Source organism: Pseudomonas sp. NFX15 (assembly GCF_049132105.1).
In the GTDB taxonomy this organism is placed as follows: Bacteria; Pseudomonadota; Gammaproteobacteria; order Pseudomonadales; family Pseudomonadaceae; genus Aquipseudomonas.
Genome location: NZ_JAFMPV010000013.1, coordinates 130495 through 144048, shown reverse-complemented (window position 1 = coordinate 144048; position 13554 = coordinate 130495). Strand labels below are relative to the sequence as shown.

At 59.8% G+C, this 13554-nt stretch carries 16 protein-coding genes; 10 read left to right on the top strand and 6 right to left on the bottom strand.

Annotation, left to right across the window (positions count from 1 at the left end; genetic code table 11):
* The first annotated feature begins 130 nt into the window (after positions 1 to 130).
* The 3 genes from J1D76_RS16085 to J1D76_RS16075 all read left to right on the top strand — a co-directional run bounded on the left by J1D76_RS16085 (position 131) and on the right by J1D76_RS16075 (position 2642).
* Positions 131 to 1510, top strand: coding sequence for a sodium:solute symporter (locus tag J1D76_RS16085; protein WP_421139228.1), 1380 nt, complete (start codon positions 131 to 133; stop codon positions 1508 to 1510).
* 85 nt (positions 1511 to 1595) lie between these two features.
* A complete protein-coding gene (locus J1D76_RS16080) occupies positions 1596 to 2321 on the top strand; it encodes an MBL fold metallo-hydrolase (RefSeq protein WP_421139227.1) in 726 nt (241 codons plus the stop codon).
* A gap of 69 nt (positions 2322 to 2390) precedes the next feature.
* Positions 2391 to 2642, top strand: coding sequence for an acyl carrier protein (locus J1D76_RS16075; protein ID WP_421139226.1), 252 nt, complete (start codon positions 2391 to 2393; stop codon positions 2640 to 2642).
* Between the two features lie 218 nt (positions 2643 to 2860).
* Here the strand turns inward: J1D76_RS16075 and J1D76_RS16070 are convergent, their stop codons facing one another.
* Both J1D76_RS16070 and ptrR read right to left on the bottom strand, forming a co-directional pair.
* The gene (locus J1D76_RS16070) at positions 2861 to 2989 is read right to left on the bottom strand and encodes a PA1414 family protein (RefSeq protein ID WP_421139225.1); all 129 of its coding nucleotides are present in this window, start codon (positions 2987 to 2989) and stop codon (positions 2861 to 2863) included.
* A 135-nt stretch (positions 2990 to 3124) separates the two neighbouring features.
* On the bottom strand, positions 3125 to 4018 hold the full coding sequence (gene ptrR / locus J1D76_RS16065; RefSeq protein WP_421139224.1) for a putrescine utilization regulator PtrR: 894 nt from the start codon (positions 4016 to 4018) through the stop codon (positions 3125 to 3127).
* Positions 4019 to 4122: 104 nt separating this feature from the next.
* On the opposite strand from ptrR, the gene J1D76_RS16060 reads away from it, so the two are divergent.
* Positions 4123 to 5304: an MFS transporter gene (locus J1D76_RS16060; protein WP_421139223.1), complete on the top strand. Its 1182-nt coding sequence runs from the start codon at positions 4123 to 4125 to the stop codon at positions 5302 to 5304.
* Here the strand turns inward: J1D76_RS16060 and J1D76_RS16055 are convergent.
* Positions 5249 to 6181, bottom strand: coding sequence for a DMT family transporter (locus J1D76_RS16055; protein WP_421139239.1), 933 nt, complete (start codon positions 6179 to 6181; stop codon positions 5249 to 5251). The genes J1D76_RS16060 and J1D76_RS16055 overlap by 56 nt on opposite strands.
* 189 nt (positions 6182 to 6370) lie before the next feature.
* Positions 6371 to 7207, bottom strand: coding sequence for a S1 RNA-binding domain-containing protein (locus J1D76_RS16050; protein WP_421139222.1), 837 nt, complete (start codon positions 7205 to 7207; stop codon positions 6371 to 6373).
* 351 nt (positions 7208 to 7558) lie between these two features.
* On the opposite strand from J1D76_RS16050, the gene J1D76_RS16045 reads away from it, so the two are divergent.
* The 3 genes from J1D76_RS16045 to J1D76_RS16035 all read left to right on the top strand — a co-directional run bounded on the left by J1D76_RS16045 (position 7559) and on the right by J1D76_RS16035 (position 9619).
* Positions 7559 to 7747, top strand: coding sequence for a hypothetical protein (locus J1D76_RS16045; protein ID WP_015096330.1), 189 nt, complete (start codon positions 7559 to 7561; stop codon positions 7745 to 7747).
* Between the two features lie 202 nt (positions 7748 to 7949).
* A complete protein-coding gene (locus tag J1D76_RS16040) occupies positions 7950 to 8672 on the top strand; it encodes a TorF family putative porin (protein ID WP_421139221.1) in 723 nt (240 codons plus the stop codon).
* Between the two features lie 77 nt (positions 8673 to 8749).
* Positions 8750 to 9619 carry a DUF6279 family lipoprotein gene (locus J1D76_RS16035; protein WP_421139220.1) on the top strand — a complete coding sequence of 290 codons (870 nt, stop codon included), beginning with the start codon at positions 8750 to 8752 and terminating at the stop codon, positions 9617 to 9619.
* 99 nt (positions 9620 to 9718) lie between these two features.
* Here J1D76_RS16035 and J1D76_RS16030 read toward each other — a convergent pair whose 3' ends face one another.
* On the bottom strand, positions 9719 to 10111 hold the full coding sequence (locus J1D76_RS16030) for a transcriptional regulator (protein WP_421139219.1): 393 nt from the start codon (positions 10109 to 10111) through the stop codon (positions 9719 to 9721).
* 194 nt (positions 10112 to 10305) lie between these two features.
* Here J1D76_RS16030 and J1D76_RS16025 point away from each other — a divergent pair, with 194 nt between their 5' ends.
* The 3 genes from J1D76_RS16025 to J1D76_RS16015 all read left to right on the top strand — a co-directional run bounded on the left by J1D76_RS16025 (position 10306) and on the right by J1D76_RS16015 (position 11973).
* Positions 10306 to 11040, top strand: a complete 735-nt coding sequence (locus tag J1D76_RS16025; RefSeq protein WP_421139218.1) for a DUF899 domain-containing protein — start codon at positions 10306 to 10308, stop codon at positions 11038 to 11040.
* A gap of 99 nt (positions 11041 to 11139) precedes the next feature.
* The gene (locus J1D76_RS16020; RefSeq protein WP_421139217.1) at positions 11140 to 11607 is read left to right on the top strand and encodes an AraC family transcriptional regulator; all 468 of its coding nucleotides are present in this window, start codon (positions 11140 to 11142) and stop codon (positions 11605 to 11607) included.
* Between the two features lie 90 nt (positions 11608 to 11697).
* Positions 11698 to 11973 carry a hypothetical protein gene (locus J1D76_RS16015; RefSeq protein ID WP_421139216.1) on the top strand — a complete coding sequence of 92 codons (276 nt, stop codon included), beginning with the start codon at positions 11698 to 11700 and terminating at the stop codon, positions 11971 to 11973.
* 62 nt (positions 11974 to 12035) lie between these two features.
* Here the strand turns inward: J1D76_RS16015 and J1D76_RS16010 are convergent, their stop codons facing one another.
* Positions 12036 to 13376, bottom strand: a complete 1341-nt coding sequence (locus tag J1D76_RS16010; protein ID WP_421139215.1) for a DEAD/DEAH box helicase — start codon at positions 13374 to 13376, stop codon at positions 12036 to 12038.
* Positions 13377 to 13554: the final 178 nt, after the last annotated feature.

The following is a 13554-nucleotide window of genomic DNA, read 5'->3' as shown; positions in this document are numbered from 1 at the left end:
TTTAACGCACCGACCTATGGCGAACACTTCACCTGTGGGAGCGTGGCTTGCCCGCTCCCACAGGGATTGGTGGCACCACAGGGTTTGATTTTTAGCCTCACATAAAAAAGACAATCGGAGACACGCCATCATGGCTTTGGATTTATTCGTCGTACTCATCTACGCCGCCGCGATGCTGCTACTCGGCTACTACGGCATGCGCAAGGCCAAGACCAACGAAGACTTTTTGGTCGCTGGTCGTAACCTGGGCCCAAGCCTGTACATGGGCACCATGGCGGCCACGGTCTTGGGCGGAGCGTCCACCGTGGGCACCGTGCGTCTGGGCTACGTACATGGCATCTCCGGTTTCTGGCTGTGTGCCGCACTGGGTTGCGGGATCGTGGCGCTGAACCTGTTCCTGGCCAAGCCGCTGCTGAAACTGAAGATCTACACCGTTACCCAGGTGCTGGAAAAACGCTACAACCCGATGGCCCGCTCCGCGAGCGCGATCATCATGCTGGCCTACGCGCTGATGATCGGCGTGGTTTCGATCCTGGCGATCGGCACCGTCTTGCAAGTGCTGTTCGGCCTGCCATTCTGGGTGTCCATCCTGCTCGGCGGTGGTGTCGTGGTGATCTACTCGGCCATCGGCGGCATGTGGTCCCTGACCCTGACCGACATCGTCCAGTTCATCATCAAGACCGTTGGCCTGATGTTCATCCTGTTGCCGATCTGCCTGTACCGCGTTGGCGGCTGGGATGAGTTGGTATTGAAACTGCCGGCAACCGCCTTCAGCTTCACCACCATCGGTTGGGACACCATCATCACCTACTTCATGATCTACTTCTTCGGCATCCTGATCGGTCAGGACATCTGGCAACGGGTGTTCACCGTCAAGACCGCTAAAGTGGCTCAGGTGGCCGGTACGGCTGCCGGTATCTACTGCATCGTTTACGGTCTGGCCTGCGCCCTGATCGGTATGGCCGCTCACGTGTTGATCCCGGACCTGGATAACGTCAACAACGCCTTCGCCGCTATCGTGAAGCTGTCCCTGCCGGACGGTATTCGTGGCCTGGTGATCGCCGCTGCACTGGCCGCCATGATGTCCACCGCCAGCGCCGGCTTGCTCGCCGCTGCCACCACCCTGACCGAAGACTTGCTGCCGAAACTGCGCGGCGGTAAACAGTCGAGCCTGGGCCTGAACCGCCTGGTCACCATGCTGACCGGTATTGTGGTGCTCGGTATCGCGCTGGTCGTGAACGACGTGATCAGTGCCCTGACCCTGGCGTATAACCTGCTGGTAGGCGGCATGCTGATCCCGCTGATCGGTGCGATCTTCTGGAAACGCGCCACCACTGCCGGCGCTATCGCCAGCATGGGCATGGGCTTCGCCACCGCGCTGCTGTTCATGTTCAAGGATGGCCTGGACGCCAACAGCCCGATCTATTACAGCCTGGCCGTCGGTCTGGTGAGCTTTGTCGTGGTCAGCCTGATGTCCCGTCGCCCAGCGACCCTGGCCAGCGCTGCCTAAGCTGAACATAACGACTTGATGCTTTCTTCGACGGGTGTGGCGTCGGTTGCCACACCCGTTTTTTTTCGCCTGGAGAAAACCTTTCATGAAGATTGTTTCTCGCGATCAATGGTTCGAAGTCAAACACCTCAGTGATGGCATCCGCCTGATTCACGAGCCGTACATTCGCCCGTTCTACCGCTGCAACCTCTGGCACATCCAGGGCCGTGACAAGGACCTGCTGCTGGACAGCGGCTCGGGCCTGGTCAGCCTGCGCGAGCAACTGCCGTGGATCACCGAACGACCGCTGGTGGCCGTGGCCAGCCACTGCCATTTCGATCACATCGCCGGTCACCATGAATTCGCCGAACGCCTGGTGCACCCAGCCGAAGCGGACATTCTCGCCGCACCGGATGGCGACAACGACCTGAGCAAGGCTTTCGTCGGCGACGACATGTTCGAAGCGCACCCCGATTGCCCGCTGTGCTATGCCCAATACCGGGTCAAGGCCGCGCCGGCCACGGGGTTTGTCGAGGATGGCGATGTGCTGGACCTGGGCAATCGGGTGCTGCAGGTCGTGCACGCCCCGGGCCACTCGCCGGGCGGTATCTGCCTGTACGAAGCCGCGACCGAAACGCTGTTCAGCGGCGACATCATCTACGACGGTCCGCTGATCGAAGACGCCTACCACTCCGACCTCGATGATTACGCCCGCAGTCTGCAACGCTTGCAGGCGCTGTCGATCCGTACGGTGCATGGCGGGCATTTCAGCAGTTTCTCCGGCGAGCACTTGCGCAACATGATTGACCAATGGCAGCGCTCGCACGGCTGAAGCCTGCTGTACTCAAGGGCAGGACTTCACCGGCAGGGAGAACAACCACTCGCGCTCCGAAGAACGCTCATGAAAAAAGCCGCCGTCCGTGCCGTCGTGCATCGCTACATCAGCCGCCTGCTGGAAGGCCGGGATGACTTCGACGACAACGCCAGCCTGGCGCAGTTGGGATTGGACAAGGAAGATATCGAAGAACTGATCTTCCATCTGGAAGATGAGCTGGGGGTGACGGCGTTTACTGCCGAGGAAGACCTGATGCTCAAGACCGCCAGGACGGCAAATGATTTGAGCCGGTTTTTGTTGGAGATTGGGCGGCATTGAGGCCAAGTGCAGGTATCGCCTTTTATGGCGAGGGAGCTTGTCGGAACGCCGCTCTGTCCCGCTCGACTGCGCAGCAGTCGCAAAACCTGCTATCAAATGATCTGCTGGTGATCAGTGACTATATGGGGCCGCTTCGCAGCCCAGCGGGAGCAAGCTCCCTCGCCACAGCAAGCCCCCTGCAACACAACAAGACCTTCATCAGTCAGGTGCGTCAGCCATTACCGGCGTCGCTGCTGGCGCCGACGCTGTTCGTCGTCAGTACGAATAGGCACAGGTTGCAGAGGCGGTTCGATCAAACCCAGTGCGACGCCCAGGTCATGCAGCCAGTTTTGGATTTTATCTTTCATGGTGCCCCCTTCAGGGTAGTGCCGAGCGGCCAAAATTGCGCCGCCCCTTCGCACTGATAATAGTCCGAAGTCCTACGCAATGCTCGCGCAAAGTCGCAATGATCTGTTACTGAATCCATCACAATCAGGCAATGTTCAGGCAATTTCCTGCGCCTGCACTGGTGCCGGCGGAAAAACCGCCTGCTGCTGCTCGATCCAGGCATTCAGGTTCGCGCCGACCATACCCTTGCGCCACATCAACCAGGTGGTCGCGCTGGCAAACGGCTCGGCCAGCGGGTGCACCGCCACACTCTCGCGGCCCGGCAGGCTGGCGAGCATCGATTCCGACATCAGCGCCACGCCGGAACCTGCAATCACACAAGCCAGCATGCCCGGATAGGACTCGATCTCCATCGCCCGGCCCATGGCCGCATGATCATGAGCGAACCAGGCTTCCAGACGCATGCGGTAGGAGCAGCCCTGGCGAAAAGTGAACACCGACCGGCCCTCCACATCCAGCGCGCTGCGCACCGGCGGATGGTCGGCTTCGCTGATCAGCACCAAGCGCTCATCGCACAAGGGCACACCGTCGAGCCCGGCCAGTTCCATGGGACCATCCACCAGCGCCGCATCGAGCCGGCCGGTGAGCAGGCCCTCGAGTAATTCCCCGCTGGGGCCGGACTGCACCTGCAGGTTCACCGCCGGATACAAACGGTGATAGCGCGCCAACAGCCCGGGCAAATGAATCGCCGCCGTGCTGTACATGGTGCCAAGCACGAAGTCGCCCGCCGGTTGCCCGCCCTGCACCGCCGCACTGGCTTCGTCGCGCAAGGCAAACAGCTTGGCGGTGTAGTCCAGCAGGACTTTTCCCGCAGGTGACAACTGCAAGCGCTGACGTTCGCGCAGGAAGAGTTCTACACCCAGTTGCTCTTCCAGTTGCTTAAGCCGGGTCGACAGGTTCGACGGTACACGGTGCAGCCGTTCAGCGGCCCGGGTGATGGACCCTTCCTTGGCGACGGCCTGGAAGATGCGTAATTGGCTGAACTCCACGACATTCTCCAAAAAAGAACAAGTTACTCACTATTATTCATTTTTAAAGAAAGTCAATCAGTCCTAGCCTGACGGTCATTGATCCTCCTAACGGATTCCAGACCATGTCTCCCTTGATTCGCCTATCCGCCAGTTTCGTTGCACTGATGATGGCCATGGGCATCGGCCGCTTTGCCCTGACCCCGCAACTCCCGCATTTGCTCAGCGAAGGCCAGATCGACCTGACCGCCGCCGGGCTGATTGCCGCCGCCAATTATCTCGGCTATTTCATCGGCGCGGTGGACGCCATGTTTTCCCGGCGCCCCGCGCAAGTGCGTCGGCGTTTGCTCGGTGGCCTGTGGCTCTGCGTATTGCTGACCCTGGCGTCGTTCTGGGCCAATGGCTTTTGGTCGCACCTGCTGCTGCGTTTCGGCACCGGTGTGGCCAGTGCATGGGTGCTGGTGATGATCACCGCGCTGAGCCAGCCACTTGCGGCCGCGGCCGGGCGCCCTCGACTGGGTGCCCTGGTGTTCGCCGGACCGGGCCTGGGGATTTTCCTCACCGGTTTACTGGCCCTCGGCTCGAACCTGCTGGGCCAGACCTCCGCCACCCTGTGGCTGGTGTACGCCGCTGTCGGGTTGGCGATGTTGTTGGGGATCCTGCCGTTCCTGCCACAACCGGCCGCCACCGCGACAGCTGCGCCCAGCGCCAATGGGTCAGACACTCAAGGCATCGGTCGCCTGGGCTTGATCTACGCCTTGTACGGTTTGGGCTACATCATTCCGGCGACCTTTTTGTCGCAGATGGCCAATGCGCAATTCCATGGCCAATGGCAGGCCGATTTGTTCTGGCCGTGCTTTGGCCTGGCAGCGGCAACCGGCGTGGTGCTGGTGAGTCTGCGTCGACAAAGGCCCGGCGCCACGCGGCACTGGCTGATGGCGACGTTATGGCTGCAAGCGGCTGGTGTGTTCGCCTGCCTGCTGGGTAACGGGCCTGGCCTGGCCTTGGGCGTGATCCTGTGCGGCGCGCCGTTCCTGGCCTGCATGCAACTGGTGATGCAGCGTTCCCGGGAGTTGGCCCCCCACGCCACCCAACGCAATGCCGGGCTGCTGACGGCGTGCTTTGCCGTGGGCCAGCTCAGCGGCCCCTTGCTGGCGGCGCTGAGCAGTCATTTCAGTGGCGGTTTGCAGCCAGCACTGGTGGTTGCCGGCTGTGGCCTGCTGATCGCCGGCGGCTTGTTGCTCGCTCCGCTCAACGCTGCCCGAGGGCCGTGCGCAAACGACGGCGCAGCCACTGCTCAGCGCTGACAAACGTGATACCGGCCAACACCAGCACCGCGCCGACGATGAAGTTCAGCGTCAGTTTTTCGTCCAGCAGCAGCACACCGAACGTGACGCCGAACAATGGCGTCATGAAGGAAAACACCGCAAGGTTCGCCGCCAGGTAACGGCGCAGCAACCAGAACCACACCAGATAACTGAAGAACGACACGACCAGGCCTTGGAACAGCACACTGGCCACCGCCACAGGAGTCAGGCTGACATGGGTGACCTGGCCGCTGAGCAGTGCAATCAGCAGCAAGCCGAAGAAACCGACGATCAATTGATAGAACAACGTCAGGGTCACCGGCGCTTCCGACAGGCGAGAGGCGCGCACCACCACCGTGGTCGCGCCCCAAGCCGCACCCGCCAGCACACCCAGGGCGTCGCCCAACAACATGCGGTGATCAAGGTTGTCCCAGGACACCCCACCGGCAAACGCAATGGCAATCCCGACAAAGGCCAGGGCAATTCCCAGCCATTGCAACGGTCGCAAGCGTTCGCTGGGCAGCAACCAGTGCACACCTAAAGCGGTGAAGATCGGCGCGGTGTAGAGGAACACCGACATGTGCGCCGCCGTGGTCAGTTGCAGGCCTTCGGATATGAAGAAAAACTCCAGCGCGAACAAGCCACCGGCCAGCAGGCCACCGCGCCAGGTCGTGCCCACCTGGTTCCAACCGCCCTTCCAGCAGAGCAACAGCCCGACCAGCACAGCCGACAGGCCAGAGCGTCCGGCCGCCTGCATCACCGGCGCGATATCGGCCGCCGCCCATTTGATCATCACTTGCTGAATGCCCCAGACCAGGCACAAGCCAACCATTACTTGCAGGGCAAACCCGTCGGTACTGCGCCGGGCGGCACTCACCGGAACACCTCGATCACGCATTTCATGGCAGACACTCGGCAGTCAAAACAAAGCCCCGGACGACTGCTTGCACAGAACGAGCGGGGCGAAAAATGAGGCTGTCGATTATTAACCAAATGGCCAGAAAATACCGCCTGTCAGAGACCTTCACTTCTCTGCGGGCGCCATCCTTGCCCTATTGCCAGGCAATCAACTCAGTTCGATACGATCGGCATGAATGACAATCTGGCCGTTCTTGTACAACGCACCGATGGCCTTCTTGAAGTTGCCCTTGCTGACACCAAACAGGCTACTGATTAACGCCGGGTCGCTTTTGTCGCTGACCGGCAGAGTGCCGTTGTTCTCGCGCAGCTTGGCGAGGATCTTCGAGTTCAGGCTGGTGGCTGCTTCCTGGCCGACCGGTTGCAGGCTCAGGCTGATCTTGCCGTCGGCACGAACTTCCTTGATGAAGCCCTTCTCTTCTTTACCGGCGCGCATGAACTTGAAGATTTCGTTCTTGTGGATCAGGCCCCAATGCTTGTTGTTGATGATCGCCTTGAAACCCATGTCGGTGGCTTCGGCCACCAGCAAATCCACTTCCTGGCCAGCAGTGTAGTTGGCCGGCGTCTTGTCCAGGTAGCGGTCCAGGCGCGCGGTCGCGGTAATGCGGCGGGTGTGTTTGTCGAGGTAGACATGCACGACCACATATTCGCCTGCCGTCATCTGGCGTTTCTCTTCGGAGAACGGCAGCAACAGGTCTTTAGGCAACCCCCAATCCAGGAAAACCCCAATGCTGTTAACTTCAACAACTTTCAAACTGGCGAATTCACCGACTTGAACTTTCGGCTTTTCAGTCGTTGCGATGAGCTTGTCATCGCTGTCCAGATAAATAAAAACGTTGAGCCAGTCTTCATCTTCGCTGGGAATATCTTTTGGAATATAACGATTAGGCAGAAGGATTTCGCCGTCCGCGCCACCGTCCAGATATAAACCGAAGTTAGTGTGTTTAACCACTTGTAAACTGTTGTAACGCCCGACTAAAGCCATGTCCAATACCCTCATTGCGTGGCGGCATTCTACCCGGTTTTAAGCCGCGCGTTCGGCACCCGGCCCGGTGACGCGAGAAATTTCCGCTCAAAGCCCTTATTTTCCGTGGATTGCGCCGGGCATCTCGCCGCTCGTCAGACCGATCCGGGCATTTACGCCACACCCAAGCCAGCCGATCGCGATATTTGCGGCAGTCATGTTCTTAGTTAAAACAGCAGGTTAGACGCCTATTTCGGATAATTGCCAACGACTAGTTAGCCCGTCCCGCCAGATATCACGAAGGGATATTTGCCAAGCAATTATCAGGTAATTCCTGTACGATGCCTGGCCAAGTTAATTTTCTACAGGTTAATGGCCGCCATGCGCGTAAAAGCATCCACCAGCAAAGCAAAGCCAGCTCCAGCCGTCGAAACCAGCGAGTCGATCAACAGCCAAATCGCTGCGTTCCTCAAGTCCGGCGGTGAAATCCAGCAAATTGCCAAAGGCGTCAGCGGCCAGACATTCGGCCCGTCCAAGCAGATCACCCTGGGCAAAAAGTAATCCCTGTGTAACAACTGGTCCCAAAGCGCTTTGAGCTTCGAAGCGCTTGGACTGGAACCCTCGTTCCCCCCGCATCCCCCATAAAATCGAAAAATCGACGAACGGCCCTCATTGCCGATCATTCGCCGGTATCCTTGCACGCGTCTGGATCAAGCGTTTCAGCAGGCTCAGCAGCCTGCCCTCGCGGTTCATGGAGTGACGCATGTTCAAACCTTTCTATCTATTGGCATTGCTCGGCAGCTTGTTGGCGTGCCCTGTCGCCCATGCACAGATCTTTCAGCGCGAGTTGGGCGACTTCGACCTCAAACTCGGCACCACGCCTACCCGCAGCATGGCCCAAGGCCTGGTCAAACCATCGGCCGTCGGCTCGTTCCACGGTGGCCTGGACCTGAGCCACGACAGTGGCTTTTACTTCGGCCAATGGTCGCCGAGTGCCGGCATCAGCCCGGGAAAAGACCTCGAGATTGATACCTACGCAGGCTTCAAACAACCCTTCGACCAGACCCTCGGCTACGAAGTGGGCCTGATTCGCTACAGCTACCCCGAAGTCACAACCCCCGCCAGTCAGGAATTGTTCGGCGGCCTGACCTTGCTCGGCAGTCGCTTCGGCATTGCCTTCAGCAATGACCCGGACAAACAGAACAGCACTCTGTTCGCTGACTTGAGCGGCAATCAACCGTTCGGTGTCGGCATCAGCCTCAAATACACCACCCACCAACTCAACACACCCGTGTCGGTGGATGGCGGCTATGTCGGCAGTTTTACCGACTGGTCGCTGAAACTGTCGCGCCCATTCATGGGGATCGACCTTGACCTGATCTACAGTGACTCGAACCTGGGCGGCAGCAGTTGCTCGGCCTACTCCGGGCACAACAGCCAGTGCGACGGGCTGGTCACCCTGAAGGCTGAACGCGCATTCTATTGATGGGCTGAACTGCCGGGCCCCTGCCGGGTTCACATGAGCATCAGCCGCCGAAAGCCGGCTTTCGCAAGGATTCGCCCATGTCTCGCTGGTTAAAACACGTCGCCTTTGTGCTGACCGTCGCCCTCGCCCTAGGCGCCTGCAGCCGCATGGGCCTGGCCTACCGTAACCTCGACGTGATCATCCCATGGACGCTCAGCGACTACCTGGACATGAACGGCGAGCAAAAAAGCTGGCTCAACGAACGCCTGAAGGATCACCTGAGCTGGCACTGCACCACGCAATTGCCCGGCTACCTCGATTGGCTGGACCGCCTGCAAACCATGATCGCGACTAACCAAGTCACTGATGCCGCCTTACAGGCCCGCACCCGCGAAGCCGAACAGGCCATCGCCGAGACCGCCCGGGAAATCACGCCATCAGCCATCGAGTTGTTGCAAGGTCTGGATGACAAGCAGGTCGCCGAAATGAACGAGGCCTTCGCCAAGGACCAGCGCAAACGCCAGGAGGAATACCTCAAGCCATCTCTCGACCAGCAGATCAAGGAACGTGGCGAGCGCATGGAAAAACGACTAAACGACTGGCTCGGCCCCCTGAGCACCACCCAGCAACAGCGGGTCGCCGCGTGGTCCGGCGCCTTGGGCGACCAGAACACCCAATGGATCGCCAACCGCATCCATTGGCAGAAGCAGTTCAGCGCCGCCGTTGCGCAACGTCAGAGTCCACAATTCCCACAACGCATCGAGACACTGCTGGTCGATCGCGAGAGTTTGTGGACACCCACCTATCGCCAGGCCTTCGCCAATACGGAAGCCCAGGCGCGCTCGTTATTCGTCGACTTGATGGCGCAAAGCACACCCAGCCAGCGTGAGCGGTTACTGAAAAAGATCGAGGGGGTGCGCAAGGACTTCAGTGACCTGAAATGCCTGAAAGCCGCCCTCCCTCAGTAGGAGCAAGCTTGCTCGCGAAAGCGCCCGTACATCCAACATCGATGCGACTGACATTACGCCTTCGCGAGCAGGCTCGCTCCTACAGGGGATCACAGCGTTTCAGGCAATTTGCGCCTTCGACGCCAACTGATCGAAGGTCATCTCATCCAGCGCATCGTCCTGCTCATCGAGCACCTGGCGTGGATGGTCGTTGCCGGGGATGCTGCTGTCGAGCAGGCTCAACAAGCGCGAACCCCGCGCCGTCAAAATGTAATTGGCGCCCGTCCCGCCTTCATCCTCCGGCCGTGGTTCGATATAGCCTCGCTCCAGCAGCAGCTTTTCGTACTCGCCGGCCACCGCTTTCAGATGATCGAGATTCTCGATTGGCTCGCCTTCGGCGGCCTTCTGCGCCGCATGCTGTTCAGCGTAGGGTCGCGGCGTGAAGCTGTGGCCCGCACTGTTCTGCGCTTCGTGCAACAAGCGCTCGATTAGATCCCAGTTGTAAGTCGTCATCCTGATTCAACCTCCGGTGCCCGTATGATTGATATCTGCGCAATTGCCAGGGCCTTACAGGTTGTGACCGGTACGCACGGCAGCCGTTCAGCCCGGTATTGGCTGACGACCGACCGGCGGCATGTCGAATTCCACGGGAGTCGAGCGACTAGTCTGTGTAAGACACCTCCCCGCCCCATGCAGGAGAAACCAGCATGAACATCCAGAATCATCCCGTCGTGTCGCGGGAAGAATGGCTCGCCGCCCGCCAACACCACCTGGCCCGTGAGAAGGCCTTCACCAAGGCACGGGACAAGCTCAGTGCCGAACGCCGCGCCCTGCCTTGGGTAAAAGTCGACAAGGACTACCCTTTCCAGGGACCCAAGGGCGAGTTGAAACTGGCGGACCTCTTCGGTGGCCGCAGTCAATTGGTCATCTATCACTTCATGTTTGCCGAGGGCTGGGACGAAGGATGCCCTGGTTGCTCATTCCTTTCTGACCACATCGATGGGGCCAATCAGCACTTGGCGCATCACGACATCGCGGTGGTGGCGGTGTCTCATGCACCGTTCACCGAATTCCAGGCGTTCAAGCAGCGTATGGGCTGGAAGTTTGACTGGGTGTCGTCAGCAGGCTGCGACTTCAATTACGACTTCGGCGTCAGTGCCCGTGCCGAAGACGTCGCCGCTGGAACGGCTACCTACAACTACGAAAAAACTGACGGCGCCGAGGAAGAACTCCCCGGCCTCAGCGTGTTTTATCGCAATGACGCTGGCGAAATTTTCCACACGTACTCCACTTATGCCCGCGGCCTGGACATGCTGGTCGGCGCCTACAACTACCTCGACCTGACGCCCAAGGGCCGCAACGAGGACGAAATCATGGAGTGGGTGCGCCATCATGACAAATATGAAGGACAGGAAAAGTCGAGCTGCTGTCAGGGGGGTTAACGCTGACTCCGCGGCGCGGCCATCGCGGGCAAGCTTGCCCGCGATGAGGCCCCAACCGCCAACGCAACAACCACAGACTATAAAAACAAGGCCCAGATCATGAACGTCACCCTAAAAACCCTGCCCCCCGCCCGTGTCGCCTACCTGCGCTACACCGGCCCCTACGGCCCGGCCATCGGTGCCTTCTGGCGCGAAACCGTGGCGCCGTGGATGATCGAAAACAACCTGCTCAACCGCGTGCGCTACGGCATCGGCCACGACGACCCGAGCACCACACCGGCCCAATACTGCCGCTACGACGCCTGCGTCGAAGTACCTGCCGATTTCGAACCTCAGTTCCCGTTTGCCGTGACCACCCTCCCCGGCGGGCGCTACGCCGTGGCCGAATTCAAAGGCCCAGCCAGTGAGATTCCGGCGGCCTGGGGCGAAATGTGCACGCAATGGATGCCGCAAAGCGGCCTGGAGTACGACCAACGCCCGGGGTTCGAACGCTATCCGGTGGAGGCAGCCTTCGATGAAAAGACCGGCGTGATGCAACTGCAGATGTGTATCGCGGTAAAAGACTGATCGCGGCGCCGCTCAACCCAGAGAATGAACTTTCGCCTGGCTTGCGCGTTCAACCGGGTAACCGCCTTGACCGGACCTGAGGCCCACCCCATGAAACCATTGCTGACGTTCACTCTCATCGCCACCCTCGCCTGTGCCCTGCCCGCCTGGGCCTGCACGCCGGAGGAAGCCACCGCCAAACGCGAACAACTGGCCCAGCAAGTCGCCAAGCTCACCGAGCAGAACCCGGCCAAGGCCAAGGAAATCAATGACGAACTGCAGAAAATGGACCTCGGCACCGCCGCCAAGGACCTGCCTGACAAATGCCAGTTGATCGACCAGCGCTTGAAGGAGCTGGGAACCGCGGAGAAGAAAACCGAAGGCTGATCTACGCCACGCATAAAAAACCCGGACAGTGTCCGGGTTTTTCGTGGGTCGCTTACAACGACTTACTCAGCCGCTGGCGCTTCGGGCTTGCGGCGCTTGAGTGGCGCCATGCCGTCCTTGCTCACCAGCGAATCGCTCTTCGGCCGGTTGACGCTCTTGCGCTTGGTCGGGGTCTTGGCGGCGGTTTTCTTCTTGTCGCCCTTGGCGTCGGTCTTTTTCTTCTTCACGCCAACGGCCTTGCCGGAGGCCTTGACCTTTTTTGGTCCGCCGTAGGTGCCTTTGACTTCCTTGATGGTGCGGCGCTCGAAGCTCTGTTTGAGGTAGCGCTCGATGCTCGACATCAGGTTCCAGTCGCCGTGGCAGATCAGCGAGATCGCCAGGCCATCGTTGCCGGCGCGGCCGGTACGGCCAATACGGTGTACGTATTCGTCGCCGCTGCGTGGCATGTCGAAGTTGATCACCAGGTCCAGGCCATCAACGTCCAGGCCGCGAGCGGCGACGTCGGTGGCTACCAGGATCTTCACGCCGCCCTGCTTCAGGCGATCGATCGCCAGTTTGCGATCCTTCTGGTCTTTCTCGCCGTGCAGCACGAACGCTTTGTATTCCTGAGCCACCAGGCGGCCGTAGATACGGTCGGCCATGGCCCGGGTGTTGGTGAAGACGATGGCCTTCTGGTAGGTCTCGTTGGCCAGCAGCCAGTTGACGATCTGCTCTTTGTGCTGGTTGTGGTCAGCGGTGATGATTTGCTGGCGGGTGGTTTCGTTCAGCTGGCTGACCGCGTTGAGCTGCAGGTGCTCAGGGTTGTTCAGCACCTTGGCGATCATCTCGCGCAGGCCCGAACCGCCGGTGGTGGCCGAGAACAACATGGTCTGCTGGCGATTGGTGCACTCGTCGACCAGGCGCTGTACGTCATCGGCGAAGCCCATGTCGAGCATGCGGTCGGCTTCGTCGAGCACCAGCACTTCCACTTCTTTCAAGTCGAGGTTGCCGGCGTTCAGTTGCTCGATCATCCGTCCCGGCGTACCGATCAGGATGTCCGGCACCTTGCGCAGCATCGCGGCCTGGACCTTGAAGTCTTCGCCGCCGGTGATCAGGCCGGACTTGATGAAGGTGAACTGCGAGAAGCGTTCAACTTCCTTCAAGGTCTGCTGGGCCAGCTCGCGGGTCGGCAACAGGATCAACGTCTTGATGCTGACGCGGATTTTCGCCGGACCGATCAGACGGTTAAGGATCGGCAAGACGAATGCAGCGGTTTTGCCGCTACCGGTTTGTGCCGTCACCCGCAGGTCACGCCCTTGGAGCGCCAGCGGAATGGCCGCGGCTTGCACTGGCGTAGGCTCGACAAATTTAAGCTCGTCCACGGCTTTGAGCAGGCGTTCGTGCAGGGCGAATTGGGAAAACACGGGTGCTACCTCGAAGAAATGCAAAAAAACAGCTGCATAGGGTAACGGTTTCGAGCGCTCAGGCCGAGTTTCTTTGTGCAAATGGCGGTAAACAGTTGCTTTTTTGTTGCCTGATTTTTCCCCGAACGTAATACAAAGCGTCTTAAATGCTCTAATCCGCTCTCGCGCCTTACAGAAG